Consider the following 22,061-nt stretch of genomic DNA (forward strand, 5'->3'; position numbering starts at 1 on the left):
GAGGCAGGGGAGGCAGAGGGAGCAGGGGAGAAAAATTAATAACCCAATTCCCAATTCCCAATTCCCCATTCCCCATTCCCCATTTTCCATTCCCCAATCCCCAATCCCATCTAATACGGCGGATAAGCAAAATCATCTTCATCGGCATAAACATAAGAGTTAGAAACTCCTGCCATTGCCAATTTAGGCGTTTCTGATTTTACAGGTTCCTTCCCAAAATCTTTGTATTCTTCAAAAGTCTTGCAAATCATTGCAGACTCCAGAGAATCCGAAGCTATTAAATATTGAGTTAAAGTCCCTACCGTGGGATGTTTGTAGTCTACAGTTGAAGCGACTAGAACTGTATTTGGTTCAATACCTCTTTCTTCACACTCAATTATCGGGCAAAAAATCCCGTGAGCATGGAACAAAGGGCCTTTTGGCGTTAAAGGTTGCTTGCGGTAAACAGCATAAGCTTTTTCTAGTTCAGCCACGAATCCACTAACTACTTTACCTTGTTGATATTCGCAGTAGGTTTTGCTGAAACTCGCTCCGGCAGCACCATTAAGAGTTAGTTGTAGTGGTGATTCGTGTAAAAATTTTTTATTTTCACCCACTATAAAAATTAGATAGCGAGTAAAGGTTTTAAATTTAAGTTTATCTGCTAAAAAGGCATCATAATTCTCTTTAAGCGTACCCAATTTTAGACCACTTTCCCGATCCTTAACAGACAATGGCCCCCGACGCACTAAAACCAAGTTTGGAGTAGTGCTAATAAAAACTGTTTCGACTCCAGAACTAAATTCATGCTCTACCTGCTGCCAATTATCATCTGGCACAAAGCCTACAGCATTGGCGTTATCTAGTTTAATCGCCAAACCGTGGGATTGCATACCATCTGTGCCATACCGAGGATTAATCATCTGACACCAAGGGATGACTTGAGAAGGCGGTGCATTAAATTTCTCGTCTTCAAAGTCGAAATTAGCAGATGCTTTCATCGTTTTAGGCTATCAAAGTGTTTTATTGAACAAGTTTATCGGCAAAGCGCTGAGGAAAGGAGAGCCAGAAAGAGAGCATTGCTACAAGATTTACTCGTACCTTGCGTGTCGCCCTCAAAAAGAGGTCGAACATGCCGTCAAACTGGTGTAGTAATTTTTCCAGGGTAAAGCAAAATCAATCTATGTTGCAATCCCTGTTTCGTTTTTTGACTTCCTTGGCGTGAAAGCTCTTCGAGTTCTAATCATTACAGATAAAGATCCCCATCGAAACAGTGCTGGGTACTCAGCACTTATTGCTCAGTATCATTTCTATGAACTCAAAGCAGCAAGAGTCTTTAAATCAGGCACTTCTAAGTCAGGTTGACTTAATGCTGATTCTGTGGTTTTTGATCCTTTTTTTTCTGCTCGACGGTTTACCCAGACTGTTGATAGTCCTAAAGATTTGGCTGTAACGATATCGTGATATACACTAGCAGCAACATGTAATATCTGCTCTAGCGGCAAATCAATTCTCTTAATAGCCAGTCTGAAGTTGTTTAAGGAGGGTTTGTAACTTTTTGCTTGTTCTGCTGTGATTATTTGGTCAAATTCTACCTCCAAGTATTTTGCAGAAAAAGCAAATAGATCGTCATCTACATTGGAGATAATTACCAGTTGAAACTTTTGCTTGAGGGTTTTAAGTGCCTCAACTGTATCGGGAAAAGGTAGCCAATGCTGAATCGAATCAGCAATTGAATTTAGTTGCTTGACAGTTGGCTCAAAGCCAAATTGTTCACCAAATTTCTCGACTACTCTCTTTAAAACTTCCCGATATTTGATATAGTCACCCTTTTCCAGTTCTGCTTCAAATTCAGCAAAAAGTTCCAGAATTCGATTGTCATCTAAATCAGTGTTGTGTGCCAGCAAAAGTGGCTTGAGCGCTCCTAAAATGCCGTTCTCCCAATCAATCAGGGTTCCATAACAATCGAAAGTTAAAGCTTTATACTGATTGAAGTTAATCACCTTTTTATACTCCACAGCTTGATTCTATAGTGTTCAGTTCTCATAAACTGGAAAACAGGTTAACCCATCTACGTTGGCGCAGCCCGCACTTCTCTACGAAACATTGCGCGTAGCTTGCGACAAAGTTCAGTGATCACCGCAAGCTACGCGCAACGTCTACATCATATTGTTGAATTCTCTAGACATTCCCTGTATCAGATTCTCAACTGCTAAAAGATTGGCAAGGCAAAGTGTGAGGGTCGTTTTAAGGTTTCTAACTAACTGCTTTACAAAAGCAGTACTAAAAAATTTGTATGGTAGTTATCTAAAAAAAGTAATATTGCTGAGTTTAGCGTGTGGGATAATGTTACTTCAACAGGGGAAATTATTCCTAATAAGTATAGTTTGTATGCATCTTAAATTTCAGGACACACAAGCGAATACCACTGAACAATTAAACTCCACTGAACAGCAATCTCATAGCAAGCCATCTAGACCTTCTTCGGTAGCAGAGGCAGTGGTTAAAATGCTAGGAGATATGGGAGTAGAGTATGCCTTTGGGGTTTCGGGAGGTGCGATCGCCCCAGTGTGGGCTGCATTACATCAAAGTTCCATGCAGGTGCTGCACTTTCGCCACGAAGCTGGAGCAGCCTTTGCGGCCATTGAGGCGCACTTTGCTAGCGATCGCCCAGTTGTGGTATTCACTACTACAGGGCCGGGGATCACCAATGCTTTGACAGGGCTATTAGCTGCCCGTTGGGAGGGTGCTAAGGTTATTTTAGTGTCAGCTTCGACCTCTTCACTACAGCGTGGTCGTTGGGCTTGTCAGGAAACTAGCAACTACACTATGCCTAGTGCAGATATTTTTACTTCGGGGACAATATTCCATTATGCAACAACCCTCGAATCCAGCGATGAGCTTCCAGAGGTTGATCGAAGGATTGCTCTTGGTCTAGCACAACCTGGAGGATTTGTAGCTCATATCAGTATTCCGACAAACATCCAGACAAGTTCTGTAAATACATCTTTGCCACGACTAACTTTGTCTCAGGCTGTGGCAACAGCAAGTGAGGAGACGATAGCCAAATGTGTTCACTTACTCTCTGAGGAGCCGTTTGCAATTTGGGTGGGCTTCGGGGCACGGGGTGCAGGAGAAGATATTCGTCAGCTTGCCGAGAGAACAGGGGCTGCCGTAATGTGTTCACCACGAGCTAAGGGTATTTTTCCTGAAGATCATCCTCAATTTGTAGGCGTTACCGGCTTTGGTGGGCATGAGTCTGTTTTCAGGTACATGAGGGAGCAACGTCCAAGGCACATCCTAGTATTAGGAACACGTCTTGGCGAATTTACCTCCTTCTGGAACCCTGAGATGATTCCCAGGCAAGGCTTTTTGCATGTTGACATAGACCCCAAAGTTCCAGGAAGCGCATATCCATCTGTTGAGACGTTAGCCATCCACTCCGATGTGAGACTTTTTGTGAAGGCTCTGTTGAGATACTTTCCAGAGAATCTTAGTCTGTCAACTGCCCTGTCACTATCGAGACCAGTACATAATGTAGTTCATCCATGCACTAGCAATCTAGTTCTACCGAATATATTGATGAATGGGATTCAACAGGTAATCGTTGAAGGAAGTGATGCATTGGTGTTGGCTGAGGGTGGAAACTCATTTGCTTGGGCAATTAACTTCTTGCAATTTGCAAAACCGGGACGTTTTCGTGCCAGCACAGGGTTCTCGGCTATGGGTCATACTTGTACTGGTATCGTTGGCGCTGCGCTAGCACGTCGAGGTAAAGCCGTCGCCATTGTTGGAGATGGTGCTATGCTCATGAACAGCGAGGTAAACACTGCGGTAGCCTACCAAATTCCTGCCGTCTGGATTATACTCAACGACGGGCGTTACAATATGTGCGAACAGGGGATGACGTATGTGGGTTTCAAGGACGTGGATGCAACGATTCCCCAAGCGAATTTCGTCAAGATTGCTCAGGGGATGGGAGCTGATGGTATCCGCGTTGAAACAGAGTACGACATCCAAGCAGCGTTAGAAAAAGCGATCGCAGCGACTGACCCATTTGTGGTTGATGTAATCATAGATCCCACCCAAATAGCACCCGCTCAAAGTCGAAATCAAAGCCTAATTTCACAGGGCGCTACCAACTATTAAGATAAGAAAAAATTTTTATATGGTGCATTCCCCAGTAGGTATTCGCTCAATTGCACTAAGTTTTCCAACTATTAGACGTACCAATAACTATTACGTAGAAAAGTACCCTGAGCTAATAACTCAGGCTGAACAACAAGGATTGGCAAGGATGTTTTCGCTGACTGGAACCCCTCCAGCTAACGAATTTGATATGGAAATGTTGCCTTATCTATCAGATCCCTTTCGTGGTACTATTGAACGCTGGCTGCTGAGTCATGAGGAGTCCTCCTTGACCTTGGAGTATCGCGCGGCAACAGATGCCCTGAATGCAGCCAAACTTTCTGTTAATGATATTGATTTGATGATTGTGGCCTCAGTTTGGCCAGAACAAATTGGATTTGGCAATGCCGCCTTTCTTGCCCGTAAACTCGGTCTTGTAGGTGCTGCATGGAATCTTGATGGAACCTGTGGGAGTACGCCAGTTGTACTTCAAACTGCCTCTGCTTTGGTGCGAGCGGGAGAGTATCGTAATGTACTAGTAGTTATTTCATGTTCCTATTCTCGCGTTTTTGACGAGCAAGATACTGTGTCTTGGTTTCTTGGTGATGGTGCTGGAGCCTTTGTAGTCAGTTCATTGCAAGGAAATCAGGGTATTCTTGGTACTAAGACAGTTCATACAGGTGCGCTATGTGAGGTCGTATCTGCTGAACTGACAAAAGATGAACAAGGAAATTCACGAGTCCGTATGCAGACTGGTAAGGGTGCGAAAGCTCTACGCGAAACAGCTGCGGAGTTTCTTTCTATATGTTGTGAGGGTGCGATCGCATCTGCTGGTGTAACGTTAGAGCAAATCGACTTTTTTCTTTTCAATACCCCTACTGCTTGGATGACACGCTTCTGCACGCGGCTATTGGGTATTGACCCAGAGCGCACGATCGATCTCTACCCTCTATATGCAAATATAGGGCCAGTACTGACTGTGGCAAATCTCTATCATGCTGCACATTTAGGTAAGATTCACGAAAATGACTTAGTTCTCATTTATGGTTCTGGTGCAGCAGGTGTTGCCTCTGCAAGTGTAATGCGCTGGGGTAATGTGGCGTTAGCCCCTCATCCTCTTGAAAGTTCTAAATTAGCAAAAAAAACTTTTTAGAAAGAAGCGATATTTTTCTCAGGGCATCTTTACGAGTTTGAAATTAGATTAAGGAATTAACTGTGCAAAGACAAATTATAACAACAGGATTTTTGCTGGTATCTTTGATATCTCCAATCAAAGTATTAGCAAAAGATTATGACAACATTTATGTCTTTGGAGATAGTTTATCTGATATTGGTAATGTATTTAATGCCACTAATGAAATTATCCCCCCAAGTCCAACATACTATAATGGGCATTTTTCTAATGGTCCAAATTGGGTTGATTATCTTGCCGATGATCTAGGATTAACATTAAATCTGAAAAATAACTTTGCTTTTGGTGGTGCGACTACAGGAACTGAGAATATTGGTTTAGCTACCTTACCAGGATTGCAGCAACAGATAAATAACTTTGTAGCAGCAGAAGCTGCCGATTCTAATGCTCTATATATTATTTGGGCTGGAACTAATGACTACCTAAGTTACTTTTTCGATGGTGAGCCAAATCCTAGCAATACAGTGGTAAATTTATCAACAGCGTTGACATCACTTGTTGCTGATGGTGCTAAAGATATCATGGTCGTCAACTTACCAGATTTGGGAAAATCGCCTTTTGCAAATTTCACTAGTCAACGTTCCAACTTATTTAGCACATTCAGCAGCGAACATAACTCTAGCTTGAATACAGAACTCAAAGTTTTGAGTCAACAATTAAGTCCCGATATCAACATTATAGAACTGAATGTTAATTCTCTATTCGATAGAATCGTTGCCGCTCCAGAGGAATTCGGTTTTACAAACGTTACTAACTCTTGCCTTAGCGAAGACTTATCAGTAGTGCCTATAGATATTCCCACACAACAAGTTTCCTGCAACCCTAAAGAATTTTTGTTTTGGGACGGAGTGCATCCTACAACTACTGCTCATAAGCTAATTGGAGAATTAGCATTCTCAGCGCTTCAGCCAGTACCAGTACCCGAAGCATCTGCTGGATTAGGAATGCTAGCATATACCATTTTAGGTGCAGTTTCGCTATTGAAAGACAAAATAACTAATTGAATTAGCACTTGTTCCAAGCTGGCTTGACTTTGTATTATAACTTTAATATAAAGTCTCCTTTAATACTCAACTGCTCCTAGAGCTTTTAAAGTATCCTTCTGAGACTCAGTTAAGCCACTTATGCTAGTGATATTCATTCCCTCATAAGGATTTTTACTTTTCAAAGTTTTCAAACATTCACCTGTTTGTACATCCCAAATCTTAATTGTCTCATCTTCACTACAACTGACCACAGTCTGATCATCAGAACTAAATGTGACTGACCAAACCCATCTACTATGTCCTAATAAAGTTCTTAAACAGCTACCTGTCTTAACATCCCAAAGCTTAACTGTTTGGTCTCCACTACCACTCGCCAGCATACGACCATCCGGACTAAAAGCGACTGAATATACAGTATTTGTATGGTCTTGCAAAGTTTTAATACAGTGACCAGTGCTGACATCCCAGAGTTTAATCGTTTGGTCTCCGCTACCGCTAGCTAGTATACGACCATTTGGGCTAAAGGCAACTGCCCAAACCCATTCGGTATGAGCTTGTAAAGTATGAAGGCATCTGCCAGTAAGAACATCCCAAAGTTTCACTGTTTGATCGTGACTACCACTAGCTAATACATGACTGTCAGGACTGAAGGTGACTGACCATGTTCTACCACTATGTTCTCGTAAAGTATTGAGACATTGGCCAGTGGTAATATCCCATATTCTTATTGTTTGGTCATCGCTACCACTTGCCAAAAAATAGCTGTCGGCACTAAAAGTAACTGATGTAACTCGATTACTATGTCCTTTCAATATTTTAAGGCATTTACTAGTACTTAGATCCCATAACCTTACGGTTTGGTCTTCGCTACCACTAGCAAGCAAGTGAGCATCAGGGCTAAAGCTAACTGATGTAACTCTCCTACCATGTTCCCGTAAAGTGTTGATACACTTACCAACCGTAATATCCCACAGTGTCACTGTTTGGTCATTACTACCACTGGCAAGAATATTATTATCAGTTGGGCTCACAGCAACTGACCATATCCCATTGTTGTAACCCTGGAAAGTCTTAATGCATCGACCAGTACTGATATTCCATAATTTTATAGTTTGATCGTCACTGCTACTAGCACAAATATTTTGATTTATACATATTGCTAACGACCATACCCTACTTTTGTGTCCTTGTAGAGTTTTAAGGCATTGACCACTCACGAAATCCCATACCCTAACTGTCTGGTCATCACCGCAACTAACAAGAGCGCTACCATCTACACTGAAAATAACTGAATGTACCAAATCTGTATGTCCCTGCAAAGTTTTAATACATTTACCAGTACTTGTGCCCCAGAGTTTAACTGTTTGGTCATGGCTGGCGCTAGCTAGTGTATTACCGTCAGGGCTGAAAGTGACTGAGTAGACCCGTTGAGTGTGACCCTCTAAAGTGTGAATACATGAATTGCTGTTAATATCCCACAGCCTTACCTTATAGTCATCATTTCCACTTACCAACACATCACCTTTTGGACTAAAGGCAACAGACCATACACTACAACCATTTTCCTGTAACGTTTTCAAACATTTGCCTGTACTGATATTCCATAGCTTCACTGTTTGGTCATCACTGCCACTAGCAAGAACCTGACTGTCAGGACTAAAAGTGACCGAACGAACCCCACCACTATGACTCTCAAAAGTTTTTAAACACTGACCAGTACTGGTATCCCACAGTTTTATTGTTTGGTCATTACTGCCACTGGCAAGAATCTCACCGTCGGGACTAAAGGAGACTGACCAAACCCAACCAGTATGACCCTTACAAGTCAGAAGTTGCTGACTATTAGCAACTTCGTACAAGCGAATTTCTCCATTGGTATCACCAGTAGCTAAAAGTTTACCATTAGGGCTAAAGGCTACTGAAAAAATACCACCAAAGGTTTCGATAAAAACAGACTTGGCTAGATGTGTGTGAGCAAAATTTGCATTATGCAACTTTACATTCTGTAAGTCGGCTTGCCAAATAGTTAGATAAGAAAAATCATAATTGCTGAGATCAGTTTCTAAATGACAAAGCAGGTTAAAGACATTTCCTGCTGTATAACTTTGTTCTAGGGGGGATATCTGTCGTAGGGTTGCTAAAATTTGAGCTAAGTGATTTTCTAGGTTTTTTTTACTTCTAAAGGCAGTAAGCAGCCCATCTATAACTGGTTTGATGATGAGGCGAATTTGAGTATCCCTAACATATTCTTTTGCTGTCGCTTTTGTTAGAGCTTTACTCCTGAATAAATCAATATTGTGAGCGATAATTTCTTTACAGACGCTTTCTATCAAGCTACTAGTCACATACTCTATAACTACAGGCTGGAGGGTAAAAAGTGATCCAGTTTTTCCAATTAGCGTAGGCGTAGCTTTCTCGATTAGCGATCGCCTCCCCAGCGATTCTATTGCCTCTAGTAATTTTGATTGTGCAACTGGTGATATTATGTCGTTTCGCAATTCTGAGAGTGTAACCGACTCACGATTAATCGCTAGCCAGTACATGATATCCTTTTCTAAATCTGACAAGCGCTCAAACTGCTGCTCTAAAACATCACGAATGTCGCCAAAAACAGCCGTGTCCTGTTGCAAAAATTCAGTGACATTACCACCAAAAATATCTTGAATGGTTGTAGCAACTATCTTTAGGGCTAAGGGATTGCCTGCATAGCGCTCAATCATTACTTTCCATTCATCCTCTACCGCAGATAGCCCTTTGAATTTTAAGATTTCTTGCCCTTCTGCTACTTTCAAGCCACTCAATAGTAATGAGCGAACAGATAATGCTTCTCCTTCCAGTAATGCCACTTCTTTCGGTTTTTCACGACTAGTCAGCACTAAGCAGCTTTGGTGAGTTGCTTCTCCTATCCGTCTTAAAAGCTCACCGTATTCTTCATATCCTTCTCGATAAAGTCCGGCGCGGCTACCACTGCGGAGAATTGACTCTGCATTATCAAGGATCACCAAACAGCGATGATTTTGCAAATAGTAGAGGAGTCTTGATACCCGATCGCTAAAGCTTTCTGGTAAGTTACCTTCTGTTTCCTGCTCGTCAGATAAAAATTGGATCAGGTTACTTAGAATAAATTTAACAGGTGGGGCTTCTCGTAGCGATCGCCAGATCACATACTCGAAGTTGTCCTGAATCTGTTGAGCAAGCTTTACAGAGAGCGTCGTTTTCCCAATACCTCCTATCCCTAATAGTGCAATCAATCGGCAGTGTTCATTAAGAATCCATTGCTCTAGGGTAGTAAGTTCTTCTGTACGTCCATAAAAAACTGGGTTAAAGATAGCTTCTCCCCAATCTAGGCGATTAATTGAGCTTAAATAGTCACTTTTATCTATTTTTAAATTGAAAGCTGAAAAAAGCTTTTCAATAGTTTGTTTATCAACCCCTCCTTCTCGATTCAAGACTTTCGAGATGGTAGCAGAATATAACCCGGAGCGGGCACTCATTTCTTCAAGAGTATATCTGTTTCCAAAATTTTCTTTTGCTTCTGACTGATGCTTAGCTTCCTTAATCTTTTGTAAACCCTTGGTAGTAAGTGCAACGCCACGCTTTCGTCTCCAATTCTGTAAAGTCATGTATTAACTCACGTTTGGGTAATCGCCTTTAACTAAAAGGATTATCTACTAGGTTGCTATAGATATGAGGTGATAGCTATCACAAAGGAACAATTTCATCTTGCAGAAATTTCAAATAGTTGTATGTCCAAAATCCTTACTCATGTCAGCCATCTTTAGGAATCTAATTGTTTCGGTAATTTAACACAACTTATTAACATAAAATCTGGACTGTGGATCGTTGCTGATACAAGGTCTTCAGCCAAAAGCTTCTTGCAGCAACCGCAATAGTTGATTTATTCCGTATGGCACTAGTAATTTAATACCTTCTACTTTCAGTAATGTGTTTGGAGCTTAACGCTTAAGTTCAATCTCAAAATCTTGATTTTCACTGGTAAAGACGTTTCAAAATTGGCAAGCTTGATAAGGAAAGTTTGTATATATCTAGCTTATCAATCAATGAATAAAACTGCTGCACTTAAATTTCCCCATTTGGCAATCTCCAGCAAGAAAAAGGCGCTTAAGCGAATTACCTTAAACTTGACATTAGATGAAGCTCAGAATCTTGAAAAGTATTGTGAACAAACAGGCAAACCAGCAATAGACGTGATTCGTGAACTGATTGAAGCCTTACCTTGACCTGTCAAGTCCCAGTCCAGAAAAATCATGACTATAGTAGAAGGTGTTGTAGATTTGGACAAAGGTTTTCAGTTTACTCTGACAAGAGTAATTCAAGAGCGGTAATCATAAAATCAAACACTTCCAACTGGATATTTGCTACTTTCTTTGCTGTTGTTTGTTGCGAAAATACTAAAAAACAAGGATTAGAAATTATTCTTTGATGGAAGTGATGACAGACTAAAGTAGTCGCCGAACCGTATAAACAGTTTCTCAGCCCTCATTTTGTAACTAAATATAGTAATCACGTCATTTTGTTTTCGGCGTGCTGTGATCGTTTACGGCGAGCGTAGCACGCCTTTACTCAGTTTTTACCTGCCTCTCCAAAAATTACCCAAATTCTAATATTTATATCTTGAGAATCAACCAAAGTGAAATGGTTCGCAAATCTACTTTTATTTCGTCTGTGGCAAGGCTCGAATGAGTTCTCTAATCACATCCGTCGCTGGTCTGCCTGTCTGTTCACAATATTTTTCGAGGTTCTTGGCTTCATTTGATGCCAGGTTTATAGTGATTCGCTTGACCGCCCATTTTTTGTTCATACTAAAACAGATAAATCGTGTACTCACTCATAGCTTCAAACCCTGATTTTACCTTTCCAGAGGGAAAGTAACCTAAATTTGGGATGTGCTGGGATACCTTTTTAAGGATGTAGGACTTACGCAAAACTACATATTGTAGGGGCAATTCATGAATTGCCTCTACCTGGAAATTTTCTGTTTGCGTAAGTTCTAGGATGGTTAGGAAAGATTAAGCTTTAACCCAAATCTCTTGGAATATATACCCTAACTACTTTTGTAGTTTAATCTGCACCTTCAATTGGTGCAAAACCTTGGCGCTGAATATTTTCTGTTACCGCACGTGGTTCTAGGAATTGCAATAGGTAATCAGGGCCACCTGCTTTAGAACCGACTCCAGAAAGTTTGAATCCACCAAAGGGTTGCCGCCCAACGATCGCTCCGGTAATGTTGCGGTTAATGTACAAATTCCCAACTTCAAATTCTGTCTGCGCCTGCTGAATGTGCGAAGGTGTTCGAGAATAAAGTCCTCCAGTTAAAGCGTAGTTTGTCCCGTTGGCGACTGCTAACGCTTCCTGGAAATCTTTTACCCGAATTATCGCCAGCACAGGGCCAAAAATTTCTTGCTGGGAAATTACTGCATTGGGTGATACTTCACTAAAAATCACAGGGCCAATAAAATATCCTTGTTTAGGTGCTGGTAATTCCAAGGCTACCTCAGCTGATTGCCGACCTATCTCAATATACTTCTGGATGCGATCGCGGGCATTAGCATCAATCACAGGCCCAACTTGGGTACTAGGTAATTCTGCTTCTCCAATGTTTAAGGATTTTGTCGCTTCTACCAATCGTTGCACAAAGGCTTCATAAATCGGCTCCAGCACAATCACCCTGGAAGCCGCAGAACATTTTTGTCCACTGTAACCAAATGCCGATTGCACTACCCCTACAACTGCTTGATCTAAATCAGCACTTTCATCAACAATGATGGCATTTTTGCCGCCCATTTCAGCAATCACACGTTTCATGTGCTTTTGTCCAGGTTTTAAGATTGCGGCTTCTGCGTAAATTCTACAGCCAACTTCTTGAGAACCAGTAAAAGCAATTACATGAGTATCAGGATGATTTACCAAGTAAGCACCGACTTGCGAACCTTTCCCTGGCACATATTGAAAGACACCCTTGGGAAAACCAGCATCTACCAAAATTTCTGTGAGTTTCGCTGCAATCACAGAAGATGTTTCCGCAGGTTTAAGGAGAGTGCAATTGCCTGAAACTAAAGCTGCAACAGTCATTCCGCAAGCGATCGCTAGAGGAAAATTCCAGGGAGAAATTACTACAACAATCCCCCGTGGATGGTAGATATAACGGTTAGTTTCTCCGGCAAGGTCATAATTAACACCTTTATCCAGCCTTTCTATCTCATCAGCGTAGTACCGACAAAAGTCTATCGCTTCCGAAACCTCTCCATCAGCTTCCTTAACTGGTTTGCCAACTTCCAAAACTATCCAAGCTGAAAGTTCGGCGCGGCGGAGTTCCATCAAATCACCCGCTTTCCGCAAAATATCAGCGCGTTGTTTCGCGGGTGTTTTCCTCCACCCAGGAAATGCGGCTTTGGCTGCTTGCATCGCCTGTTCAGCCTGTTCAACGCTAATTAAGCCTACTTTACCAACTACTTCACTGAAATTAGAAGGGTTGAGAGAATCAACAAATTCCGACGTATCAACATATTCCCCATTAATTAACGGCAAATAAGTTTTACTCAATTGTTGACGAACGCTTTGGAAAGCTTGCGCCGCTTTTGTTCTGATCTCTTCCACCGCATAATCGGTATCAGCTGCACCGAGGAAATGAGAGTTAGGAGTTAAAGATTTTTCTTCTTTGACAATTGGCGGCGCTAATAACTCATCAATTGGTCTATTTTCGAGATTTTGGCGTAAAAATGAACTATTAGCTGTATTTTCTAACAATCGGCGAATTAAATACGCCATTCCCGGCAACAATTCACCGTAGGGACAGTAAACTCTTACCCGATAACCCCTGTCAACCAATGCTTTTGCAATTTTATCACCCATACCGTAAAGGACTTGTAATTCAAAGCGACGGCGGGGGACATTTAAACTTTCAGCGATGGCAATGGCGCGAGAGTGCGATCGCACATTATGGCTACCAATGGCAGAATACACATATTGATGATTTTCTAGCAATAACTGAGTAATGGTTTCAAAGTTAGCATCAGTTGCGGCTTTGTCGTTGTAAACTGGCTGTTTCCAATGCTTCTGGGCTGCTTTAATAGTTTCTTGATCCCAATATGCGCCTTTCACCAAGCGGATTGTCAGGGGATAACCGCGTTCTTTTAACCAAGAAATTACGTTTTTGGCATCTTGCTCGCTATCACGCAGATATGCTTGAATTGTCATGCCAATATCTGTGCGTTGCCGAAATTCCTCTTCTAGCAAGAGTTTTTTCAAGATGCTGAGAGTTATGTCTTTATAAGCATACTGTTCCATATCAAAATGCACAGCTGCACCCAACTCTTTAGCACGACGTAAGAGAATCCGAATGCGATCGCTAACTCGCTCCTCACTACCTTTAGCATCTAAAGGATCAAATTGAGAATAAAACGCCGTTAACTTCACAGAAACCTGAACTTTGGGTATCGGTTCACCATCAGCCTCATCAATAGCCGGGATAGCTGCCCAATTCTTTGATGCTTCTACCAATTGTTGCATTAATTCTAGATAGCGTTCTAGATAAGACTGCGCTTCGGCTTCGGTAATCACCGCTTCACCAAGTAAATCAATGGTAAAAGCCATTTTTTCTTTTCGCAGTCGTTCAACTGTTTTGATGACTTGTTTAATATTTTCCCCAGAAATATATTTATGTGCAAGAGTCTCAACAGCTGTACCGACGGTTGTAGCAGCAACTTGTCCTGGCATAGAATCAGGGTTAGCAAAGTTTAGCATTCCCTTCAAAGCTGTCGGTAATTCTACAGATTCATCTCCTAAATATTCTTGTAAATGTGAGGCAATTTCTGATTTACTGTGCAAAGCAGGCAGTGTATCTATAAATCGAAATAATTGCACCCGTAATCCAGGATTACTCATTGCCCAAGCTAATAATTTATCATCCCAGCGCATTTGATCCCGCAGTGAAGAAAAAAACGAACGATTTTCCTGCGTTGCTGCTAGAAGTTGTTTAGCAATTTCTTGGGTTTTAGCTTCGTAGGTGCTTGTTTGTACTTGTAATACCACTGATAATAAACTCCGTTAATCAAGGCAAGGCTTTTTGTACAAAGCCTGTGTCTTCTATTTTGACGCTTTCATTTAGCTGTCACCATATCTAATGGTTTGCCAAGTTGCAATTTAAGTCTGACAGCAAGAGAATTCTAAGTAGTGGCTTTTAACGAGCAGAATTTTGAGAAACACAGATAACTGGGCATAAGGGAAGGATTTTCCAGCTTTTTCTCTTATTGCATCTTCCCTCTGTCGTTTGAACAGGATGTACTTGTTTTTTCCAATACTAAGAATGGGTATACTCACTCTATGCCTACAGAAAACTTTATGGATATTTTATTTTCTAACTGGCAACATACACTCCAATCTTTTGGTGTTGACCAGGTAGCGGCTGAAAAAGCCTTTAATTCGTTGGTTGCAGCTTACTCTACCCCTAGTCGCTACTACCATACACTAAAACACATCGATCGTGTTCTTAGCACAATTCAGATTTTACAAGGCTACACCAATAACCTAGCTGCTGTTCAACTAGCTGCCTGGTTTCACGATGTAGTGTATGACACTGAAGCTAAAGATAATGAAGAGCGAAGCGCAGACTATGCTTTTGAGTTACTGAATACTTTAGATATTCCAAAAAGTACTATAACTACTGTTACGCGTCTCATTTTGAATACTAAAGACCACCAAGCTGCGGTGAACGACTGTGATAGCCAAGTTCTAATTGATGCAGATTTAGCGATTTTAGCGGCTCACTCGGTGGAATATGAAGAATATGCCCATGCTATTCGCCAGGAATATGGCTGGCTTCCAGAGAAGGACTATATCATGGGTCGTCAGAAAGTTTTAGAACGATTTTTACAGCGATCGCGTATCTATTTTACGCCTTTAATGTTAGAGTTCGCTGAACCCTCTGCCCGTGGCAATATCCAGGCAGAAATTCAGTCTTTATTGTCCGATTAATCGCAGTCAATGGAATGATGCCTCCGGCACACCAAGGACGAACGTGGCTACATAAAAAAAGACTAGCGATTTGAGCTAAAAAAAATTAGCAAAGGTTTAAGCCCTTTATTTTTAGCCCGCACAAGCGGGTAAAACCTCGTGTAGACGAGGTTTATAACCACCAAGCCGAATTTTCCGACTGCTAGAAATTTTGAATTGCTTAACGCCTACCACCACCACGATGAGGCACTTCAACTTCAGTATCTTGTAACTTTCTTTTCGGTGCAAATACTTCTTGATGTTGTTGCTGCTGAATTTTTTCTTGTGCGAACTTGACACGGGTGCGAACTCCGAGATCGGCATCGGTATCGAGTATTTGCTGAAGTTGATTTGTAATCTGCGACGCTTGCTCGGGTAAAGTAACTGCGATTGCAATGGCTAATGTTTCTAAACTCGTCACTGCTGCATAACGGACTACCCATTCTGGATCTTGAGAAATTAATAATAGCGCTTCTAATACCTCAGTCTGAACAGATTCTACTTTCTCCAGCGGTACTTGATGCCAGCGCAAAGTGCCTAATCCTCTAGCAGCTGCTCGCCTCACACTTAAAGAAAAATCGGTTTTTGCTGCCTCCAACAAGGTATCCAGCGCCCGAACATCGCCAATTCCTGCTAAGGCACGAAGCGCCCAAGCTCTAGCACCATAGTTATAGTCATCAATTAGTTCCAATAGTGGCGATACTGCGGCTTCCCCGATCGCAATTAGTCCATCTACCGCCGCCACCGCCGCTCCTGGATTGTTGTAGCCCAAAGCTGCAATTAGAGTAGGAACAGATTCCTCTATACTGGCTGCTGCTAACTCTTGAACTGCGTCTACTAAGCGCTCTGACGAATCTGCTTCTTGTACAGCACGGATCAATATTTGGGCAAGATCGCTGTTATTCATAACAATTTTTCATGAGTAATTAGCCGTCAGCCAATTGTAGCTTAAGTTATCCGTAGTTGACATCATACATAAACCCCCTAACCCTGATTTTGTAGTTGGGTTGGGGGTTTATCTGTGATAAACATTTTTTGTAACGTATTAATAACAACTTACTCTCTACAATTTATGACTACAATAGCGAGTCCATCAAATTAATCACTTTAATCGCATCTTCTGACAAAGTGGTTGGTGTTGTGTGATTGACTTGATGTTCTAGTAATCCTTTGAGAGAAATGAGTTTCAGGCTATTTTCAGCAAGAGTCTGTGCGATCGCATCTGCTGCGGGTAGATAGCCAATAGCTCCCAAATCTGCTAACACTGCTCGACGCAATTGCAATCTCTCACCTGCCAAAGCCTTTACCAACCGTTCTCCATAAGCTGGTTCTTCGGTTAATTGATACATCGCTCGTGCGGCGGCATATTGTACCAATTCGATTGGATGCTCTAAAAATGGTTTTACCAAAGAGGTGAATTCATTCGCCCTCAAGGTTCCCAAGGCTTCTAAAATGGCTTCGTAGGGTTGAGATAAATCAGGTTGCTGTGAGACAAGCTGTTCTCCATGTAAACCTGCTGCTAATAGCTTGATCAGGGCAGGAATACAAACCGGATCACCTAGCATTTCTAAAGATTGTGCTGCTGCTTCCCGCACATAAAAATCTGAGCAGTCTAAACACGCAATTAAAGGTGAGACTGCTTGGCGATCGCCTAGTTTTCCCAAGGCTCTAGCTGCGTTCCGTCTTAGAGGGTATCCGCCTTCTGGTGTTCTGTCGGCTTCATCCTCTAAAGCTTTGATCAGTCCTGTAACCACAGCTGGTTCACTTATGCGAAACCTACCCAACCACCAAGCAGCATAAAATCGCAAACCTAAATCTTCACTTTCTAGATTTGCGATCGCTTGTTCTACTGTTAAAGATCCACCATCGGCATTATCACCTGTCGCGGATAAATCTTCAAATTTCTGTGGACTGGAATTCATTAGGAAGAAGGATGATCGCTTTGTTCGCTATTTGTCGTTTCAGCGTTTAATGGCTGAATACTGACTATTTTGCCACCCAAACGAGTAATTCGCTGCATTTCTTGATTCATCCGGTTCTCTGGCACTGTGATAAACACACTGCCACTAGAACGAATGGGATAGTTGTTTTTTTGGGTTTCTTCGCTTTGGCGTAAACCAACTACTTCATACCGGAAGTTACGACTACTAGTTCTACCACTAACTTGTCCAACCATAATATCACTTCCAAATTTTAAATTTCAAATTTTCAACAGTCATTAATCAATGACTAATGACTATTGACAAATGACACTAAAGCGGTTTCACACTAGCTATTTTACCACCTTGTTTTACCACTCTCTGGAAGTAACTAGATAGTTCTTCATAAGGTATTACCACCGCTTGATTGACACGGCGTGTGCTAGGATATCCAGCACCAAAAACACCTGCCACTTCAATGCGGTAAAGTCTGCCTTCTTTACCAAATGTTCCCGCACCACCAAAAGTACTGTTGGGGGTAACACCTTTTTCAGAAGCAACGTATGAAAAACCAGAAGAAGCACCAGATGGAGGAACAACAATAGATGCACTATTGCGACCTAGTTCGGCAGCAAGACGCGAGGACTTGCCTTTGAGTTGGGAAGTATCGCTACTAGCATAGCCACGATAAAGTTGGAATATCCGGCTGAATCCCACAGTTTTCTGTCCTGTTTGGGTTTGAAAGCCGCGATAGTAAGGCACTATATTTTCACCAAAGTTAGATTGATACTCTGCCGAATCAATATAAGAATCGATGTCGGCTTCATATCCCTTGTTTTGGTACAAGTCCAAGTGATAGACCACCTCAGACTCATCATAAGGGGCACGGCCTAACAAATGTTTATAGTTCAGTTCGATAACGCGAGTTTGGAAATTGTCGTAGAAAAACTTGGATTTGTACAGTTCTGATTTGGCGACTTGACGCACAAATTCTTGCACTGTATTTTTTCCATCGCGCAGGATAGATTCAGCACTTGTAAGGCGGTCAGATGCCAATATATAGTTGTTGCCCAACACCTGACGATAGACGGCAGAGATTACTCTTTCTATATCTTCTTTAGTTGCATTGGGACGCAGTTCTACAGGAGATTGGTCGCTAAAAGGTTCCGTTCCTAGACGGGACGCTGCTGTTGTAATAGCCATTGGTAATTTTCCTTTTGTAATTAGTAGTTGGAAAAATTAGGAGTTAGGAGTCAAGAGTTAAGAGTTAAGGGTAGGGGTATAGTTAGGAATTTAAAACTCATAACTTCTAACTCCTCACTCCTCACCTCTAACTCCTCACTCCTAACTCCTCACTTAATTCCCGATTCCCTATTTATACGGCAGTAATGCTAATAACTCTACTGCCCTTACGATTCAACTGCTGCAATTTACTAGACAGTTGCTCGTAGGGTACGATCAATTCCGCAGTACCACGACGCACTACAGTTGAGTTGGGGGAAGCGGCTTGTAGCACTCTGATGCGATATGTTTCCCCACGACCACCTGTAGAGAGACCGGTTAAGGCTCCAGCGGAGACTGGATAAATGGGTGAAGCTAAATTTTTAGCGACTTCCCAGGTTAGCCGTCCTTGTTTTTGTCCTTGGGCGCGATCGCTATTAGCATAACCACGATAAAGTTGGAACAGTCGGCTATATCCAACGTTCTTCTGTCCTACTTGACTTTTAAAGCCTCGATAGTAGGGCACAACATTTTCGCCAAAACTTTCTTGATATTCTAATGAGTCAATGTAGGAATTAATTTCAGCTTCGTAACCTTGTGAGTTATAAAGCTCAACATGGTACGAAATCTCTGACTCATCTTCTGGGGCTCGCCCCAATAAATGCTTATAATTTAACTCGATAAACCTAGTTTGCGAGTTGGAGTAAAAAAACTTATCCCGATAAAGTTCCGATTGGGCAATGGCTTGCACAAATCCCCGAACCGAGATTAAACCTTGCTGCAAAAGTGATTCTGCACTTTCTAGACGCTCTCCTTCAAGGAGGTATGCATTACCCAAAACCTGACGGTAAGCTGCCCGGATAACCACTGCCACATCTGCTTCAGTTCTATCGGGGCGTAGTTCTACAGGTGCTGAGTTTTCAAATGCACCAATCCCTAGTCTTGCTGCTTGTCCCAAAGCTGCCATCTTTAAACCTCCTCAGTTTTAACTGCAAAACTGAAAACTTTTTAGAAAAATTTTTTCTAGTTTTTTAACAGTCTTTTGAAAATAAAACTGCCCGGAGAGGTAAGCAACTCATAGAACTCACTTGTCATAAGAGCTGATTTCCTCTCCGGGCTAAAGAAACACTCTAGCTTAGAGTATTGATTACATAGTCGATGTAGGAATTTGCTTCAACAGCTGGGTCGCCGCTTAGACCGTGGTTAGCTTTGATGTACTTGAGAGCTTCAATGTACCAGCTAGGAGACAGGTCGAAAGTCCGGTTGATTTCAGCCAAGCCGGAAATCAAGAAATCGTCCAAGGGGCCTGTACCACCAACAACTAAAGCGTATGTGATAATCCGCAAGTAGTAGCCAACATCACGAACACACTTGCCTTTACCGCGTGCATCAGACGCGAAGTTGGGGCCTTGTTGTTGAGTGGTGTAAGGGAACTTGTTATATACTGCTTGAGCAGCACCTTCGGTCAAGCGTTGAGCATTAGCGCTCAATGCTTTTGCTGCTTGTAAGCTAGCTGGAGCTTGACGGAAGCGACCAAAAGCAACTTGAATTTCGGTGCTGCTGAGGTAACGACCTTGAGAGTCAGCCGATGCAATTGCTTCAGTTAGAGGTGTTTTTGTCATTTTTGGTATTTCCCTTTTACAAACTTTTGGTTGAAATTTTGTTTTGTCCTAATGGACAATTATCTCAGTCAATAGCAGCAATATTTGCCTTAAGCTACTGCTGAAGCAGCACGATCAAAATAGCTAGCGATTTCAGCTGATAAAGCGCTGCAATCGCCTCTGGTGATGTTGTTTGTATCGTTGACAATTGCTAGGGAAGCTGCTTTCAGCTTTTGAATACCAACAGCAACTGAAGCTCCTGGGGTTCCCAATGCCAAGTAGGTTTCACGCAAGCCGTTGAGGGCACGATCATCTAATACGCTGGAATCGCCAGCAAAGATTGCGTATGTGATGTAGCGAAGAATGATGTCCAAGTCTCTGATGCAAGCAGCAGCGCGACGGCTGGTGTAAGCATTACCACCGGGAGTGATCAATTGGGGTTGTTCTGCCCACAAATCACGAGCCGCAGCAGCAACTAGAGCGGAAGCATTGCTGGTAATACGGTTAACAGCATCTGCACGCTTGTTACCATCTTTGACTAGTTCGCTCAATGCATCCAATTGTGCATCGGAGAGGTATTCCCCACGTGTATCAGCTTGGGAAACTACTTTTGCAAATGCATCTAAAACCATTGCGTTAAATCTCCTACTTTGCTTGGTTAAGAATAATTGGACTCAAAACTGAATGGTCCAGCTTTTTTTGATGTCAGCACTGCCTGACGAGTTACGAAAGGTCTAAAACAGACATCCACGAAATAAGTTTACGATCTCCAGGCTTTCAGATTAAAACTTTTGTTAAAAAACTTCAAACTTCTATGAACGACTGGAAAACCTGATTAAGATGTTGTTTTTTACTTCCAAGTTCTCTTTATACAATGCTGCCGCGTCATTATTTATTACAAATTATTGTTATGTTTGTTAATTTCCTTTACATAACTTTACGTCTAGGGTTAACTTTCCGGCACTCTAAAAATACTGGAAATTTCTTTCAGGGAAATCCCTTAAAGAATGCGTAGGTATAGCCCGCCGCAGGTATCGTACCTTGAACTTTTGTAGTATTTGCTACTTGATATCTTCTGCCAGGAGCATACAGCATATTTACGGCTGCATTGCATCGATACAAGGTAATAAGTGCAATTTCTTCGCGTCTCTGCTCTCAACTTTATAAAGAAAAAAGACTTGATTTTGGAGAGTTTTTCATGATACTTTGTGTTCAACATAAACTACGGTTTTTTGATAGAATTATCGTAGTTGTGAGTTACACGTATGTCATGTCTGTAATTTTGCAAACTTGTGATTAATGGCAACGAAAATCACCTCTATGGTAAAAGACTGGTTTGAATGGCACGACCTCTACAAGAACGAACCAAAATTGCAACAACGCTTGCAAATTGTGCAGGAATACATTTCCCATAGCTTAAATTTGTCCCAACCAGGGTTAATCCGTGTAGTTAGTGTTTGCGCGGGCGATGGACGAGATTTGCTAGGAACGCTATCAAATCACCCACGAGCAAAAGATGTTTATGCTCGACTCGTAGAGCTAAATCCACACCTAGTTGAACGTGGACAACAAACAATAGAATCCTTGGGTTTGACAAAACAAATTGAGTTTATCAATGGTGATGCAACTCTCTCCTCTAACTATGTAGAAGCAGTGCCAGCAGACATTGTGATTGTCTGTGGTGTATTTGGCAATCTTGCAGATGAAGCTGAACTAAATCGCTTGCTAGCGAACCTGAGTTTTCTGAGCAAACAAGGTGCTTTTGTAATTTGGACTCGTGGACACTCTAACGGTATTCCCCACTCTGAGACTGTGCGTAAATTTTTCCGTGAATATGGATTTGAAGAAGTGAACTTCAAACTCACCGCAACCGGAGACATGGGAGTAGGTATTCATCGTTATCTTGGTGAAAGTTTAGCTGCACCCAAAGAACAACAGTTTTTCGCGTTTACTGGTGTTCCAAGTAAAGCCAGGTAAATTAAGTGGATAGTGATTGAAAAGATTGATAAAATTCAGCACTAGG

At 41.9% G+C, this 22,061-nt stretch carries 18 protein-coding genes; 6 read left to right on the plus strand and 12 right to left on the minus strand.

What is annotated here, in order from left to right:
• Window positions 1–110: 110 nt before the first annotated feature.
• Both G1O98_RS21360 and G1O98_RS21365 read right to left on the minus strand, forming a co-directional pair.
• Window positions 111–980 (minus strand): DUF5895 domain-containing protein, encoded by an 870-nt coding sequence (locus G1O98_RS21360; RefSeq protein WP_114083075.1) that lies wholly within the window; start codon window positions 978–980, stop codon window positions 111–113.
• 309 nt (window positions 981–1,289) lie between these two features.
• The gene (locus G1O98_RS21365) at window positions 1,290–1,982 is read right to left on the minus strand and encodes a haloacid dehalogenase type II (protein ID WP_163931561.1); all 693 of its coding nucleotides are present in this window, start codon (window positions 1,980–1,982) and stop codon (window positions 1,290–1,292) included.
• A 388-nt stretch (window positions 1,983–2,370) separates the two neighbouring features.
• On the opposite strand from G1O98_RS21365, the gene G1O98_RS21370 reads away from it, so the two are divergent.
• The 3 genes from G1O98_RS21370 to G1O98_RS21380 all read left to right on the plus strand — a co-directional run bounded on the left by G1O98_RS21370 (window position 2,371) and on the right by G1O98_RS21380 (window position 6,303).
• Window positions 2,371–4,128, plus strand: a complete 1,758-nt coding sequence (locus G1O98_RS21370) for a ScyA-related TPP-binding enzyme (protein WP_163931564.1) — start codon at window positions 2,371–2,373, stop codon at window positions 4,126–4,128.
• Window positions 4,129–4,147: 19 nt separating this feature from the next.
• Window positions 4,148–5,260 (plus strand): ketoacyl-ACP synthase III family protein, encoded by a 1,113-nt coding sequence (locus tag G1O98_RS21375; RefSeq protein WP_163931567.1) that lies wholly within the window; start codon window positions 4,148–4,150, stop codon window positions 5,258–5,260.
• Between the two features lie 62 nt (window positions 5,261–5,322).
• Window positions 5,323–6,303, plus strand: coding sequence for an SGNH/GDSL hydrolase family protein (locus G1O98_RS21380; protein ID WP_163931570.1), 981 nt, complete (start codon window positions 5,323–5,325; stop codon window positions 6,301–6,303).
• A 59-nt stretch (window positions 6,304–6,362) separates the two neighbouring features.
• Here G1O98_RS21380 and G1O98_RS21385 read toward each other — a convergent pair whose 3' ends face one another.
• Entirely contained in the window at window positions 6,363–9,908 is a 3,546-nt protein-coding gene (locus G1O98_RS21385) for an NB-ARC domain-containing protein (protein ID WP_163931573.1), read from the minus strand.
• A gap of 438 nt (window positions 9,909–10,346) precedes the next feature.
• Here G1O98_RS21385 and G1O98_RS21390 point away from each other — a divergent pair, with 438 nt between their 5' ends.
• Window positions 10,347–10,526 carry a CopG family transcriptional regulator gene (locus G1O98_RS21390; protein ID WP_163931576.1) on the plus strand — a complete coding sequence of 60 codons (180 nt, stop codon included), beginning with the start codon at window positions 10,347–10,349 and terminating at the stop codon, window positions 10,524–10,526.
• A 434-nt stretch (window positions 10,527–10,960) separates the two neighbouring features.
• Here G1O98_RS21390 and G1O98_RS40095 read toward each other — a convergent pair whose 3' ends face one another.
• Both G1O98_RS40095 and pruA read right to left on the minus strand, forming a co-directional pair.
• Window positions 10,961–11,107, minus strand: a complete 147-nt coding sequence (locus G1O98_RS40095) for a ribbon-helix-helix protein, CopG family (RefSeq protein WP_114083081.1) — start codon at window positions 11,105–11,107, stop codon at window positions 10,961–10,963.
• A gap of 260 nt (window positions 11,108–11,367) precedes the next feature.
• Window positions 11,368–14,337 carry an L-glutamate gamma-semialdehyde dehydrogenase gene (gene pruA / locus G1O98_RS21400; protein ID WP_163931579.1) on the minus strand — a complete coding sequence of 990 codons (2,970 nt, stop codon included), beginning with the start codon at window positions 14,335–14,337 and terminating at the stop codon, window positions 11,368–11,370.
• 291 nt (window positions 14,338–14,628) lie between these two features.
• On the opposite strand from pruA, the gene G1O98_RS21405 reads away from it, so the two are divergent.
• Window positions 14,629–15,279: a hypothetical protein gene (locus G1O98_RS21405; RefSeq protein ID WP_163931582.1), complete on the plus strand. Its 651-nt coding sequence runs from the start codon at window positions 14,629–14,631 to the stop codon at window positions 15,277–15,279.
• Between the two features lie 199 nt (window positions 15,280–15,478).
• Here the strand turns inward: G1O98_RS21405 and G1O98_RS21410 are convergent, their stop codons facing one another.
• The 7 genes from G1O98_RS21410 to G1O98_RS21440 all read right to left on the minus strand — a co-directional run bounded on the left by G1O98_RS21410 (window position 15,479) and on the right by G1O98_RS21440 (window position 20,670).
• Window positions 15,479–16,204 (minus strand): HEAT repeat domain-containing protein, encoded by a 726-nt coding sequence (locus G1O98_RS21410; protein ID WP_163931585.1) that lies wholly within the window; start codon window positions 16,202–16,204, stop codon window positions 15,479–15,481.
• Between the two features lie 169 nt (window positions 16,205–16,373).
• Window positions 16,374–17,219: a HEAT repeat domain-containing protein gene (locus G1O98_RS21415; protein ID WP_163931587.1), complete on the minus strand. Its 846-nt coding sequence runs from the start codon at window positions 17,217–17,219 to the stop codon at window positions 16,374–16,376.
• Window positions 17,219–17,473, minus strand: a complete 255-nt coding sequence (locus G1O98_RS21420; protein WP_163931590.1) for a phycobilisome linker polypeptide — start codon at window positions 17,471–17,473, stop codon at window positions 17,219–17,221. The genes G1O98_RS21415 and G1O98_RS21420 overlap by 1 nt, the downstream gene beginning before the upstream one ends.
• Window positions 17,474–17,549: 76 nt before the next feature.
• Entirely contained in the window at window positions 17,550–18,419 is an 870-nt protein-coding gene (locus G1O98_RS21425) for a phycobilisome linker polypeptide (protein ID WP_163931593.1), read from the minus strand.
• 172 nt (window positions 18,420–18,591) lie between these two features.
• On the minus strand, window positions 18,592–19,404 hold the full coding sequence (locus G1O98_RS21430) for a phycobilisome linker polypeptide (protein WP_163931596.1): 813 nt from the start codon (window positions 19,402–19,404) through the stop codon (window positions 18,592–18,594).
• 163 nt (window positions 19,405–19,567) lie between these two features.
• Window positions 19,568–20,059 carry a phycocyanin subunit alpha gene (gene cpcA / locus G1O98_RS21435; RefSeq protein ID WP_012411562.1) on the minus strand — a complete coding sequence of 164 codons (492 nt, stop codon included), beginning with the start codon at window positions 20,057–20,059 and terminating at the stop codon, window positions 19,568–19,570.
• Window positions 20,060–20,148: 89 nt separating this feature from the next.
• The gene (locus G1O98_RS21440; RefSeq protein WP_012411561.1) at window positions 20,149–20,670 is read right to left on the minus strand and encodes a phycocyanin subunit beta; all 522 of its coding nucleotides are present in this window, start codon (window positions 20,668–20,670) and stop codon (window positions 20,149–20,151) included.
• Between the two features lie 688 nt (window positions 20,671–21,358).
• Here G1O98_RS21440 and G1O98_RS21445 point away from each other — a divergent pair.
• Entirely contained in the window at window positions 21,359–22,015 is a 657-nt protein-coding gene (locus G1O98_RS21445) for a class I SAM-dependent methyltransferase family protein (protein WP_163931604.1), read from the plus strand.
• Window positions 22,016–22,061 lie beyond the last annotated feature (46 nt).

Origin of the sequence: Nostoc sp. UIC 10630 (assembly GCF_010747425.1) — a bacterium.
Lineage (GTDB): Bacteria > Cyanobacteriota > Cyanobacteriia > Cyanobacteriales > Nostocaceae > Nostoc.

Coding starts and splice junctions, on each gene's coding strand:
- G1O98_RS40095 (WP_114083081.1), bottom strand. CDS start 11,107: ATGAACAAAAAATGGGCGGTCAAGCGAATCACTATAAACCTGGCATCA.
- G1O98_RS21410 (WP_163931585.1), bottom strand. CDS start 16,204: ATGAATAACAGCGATCTTGCCCAAATATTGATCCGTGCTGTACAAGAA.
- G1O98_RS21420 (WP_163931590.1), bottom strand. CDS start 17,473: ATGGTTGGACAAGTTAGTGGTAGAACTAGTAGTCGTAACTTCCGGTAT.
- G1O98_RS21390 (WP_163931576.1), top strand. CDS start 10,347: ATGAATAAAACTGCTGCACTTAAATTTCCCCATTTGGCAATCTCCAGC.
- G1O98_RS21385 (WP_163931573.1), bottom strand. CDS start 9,908: ATGACTTTACAGAATTGGAGACGAAAGCGTGGCGTTGCACTTACTACC.
- G1O98_RS21445 (WP_163931604.1), top strand. CDS start 21,359: ATGGTAAAAGACTGGTTTGAATGGCACGACCTCTACAAGAACGAACCA.
- G1O98_RS21425 (WP_163931593.1), bottom strand. CDS start 18,419: ATGGCTATTACAACAGCAGCGTCCCGTCTAGGAACGGAACCTTTTAGC.
- G1O98_RS21360 (WP_114083075.1), bottom strand. CDS start 980: ATGAAAGCATCTGCTAATTTCGACTTTGAAGACGAGAAATTTAATGCA.
- G1O98_RS21415 (WP_163931587.1), bottom strand. CDS start 17,219: ATGAATTCCAGTCCACAGAAATTTGAAGATTTATCCGCGACAGGTGAT.
- G1O98_RS21405 (WP_163931582.1), top strand. CDS start 14,629: ATGCCTACAGAAAACTTTATGGATATTTTATTTTCTAACTGGCAACAT.
- G1O98_RS21375 (WP_163931567.1), top strand. CDS start 4,148: ATGGTGCATTCCCCAGTAGGTATTCGCTCAATTGCACTAAGTTTTCCA.
- G1O98_RS21370 (WP_163931564.1), top strand. CDS start 2,371: ATGCATCTTAAATTTCAGGACACACAAGCGAATACCACTGAACAATTA.
- G1O98_RS21440 (WP_012411561.1), bottom strand. CDS start 20,670: ATGGTTTTAGATGCATTTGCAAAAGTAGTTTCCCAAGCTGATACACGT.
- G1O98_RS21430 (WP_163931596.1), bottom strand. CDS start 19,404: ATGGCAGCTTTGGGACAAGCAGCAAGACTAGGGATTGGTGCATTTGAA.
- cpcA (WP_012411562.1), bottom strand. CDS start 20,059: ATGACAAAAACACCTCTAACTGAAGCAATTGCATCGGCTGACTCTCAA.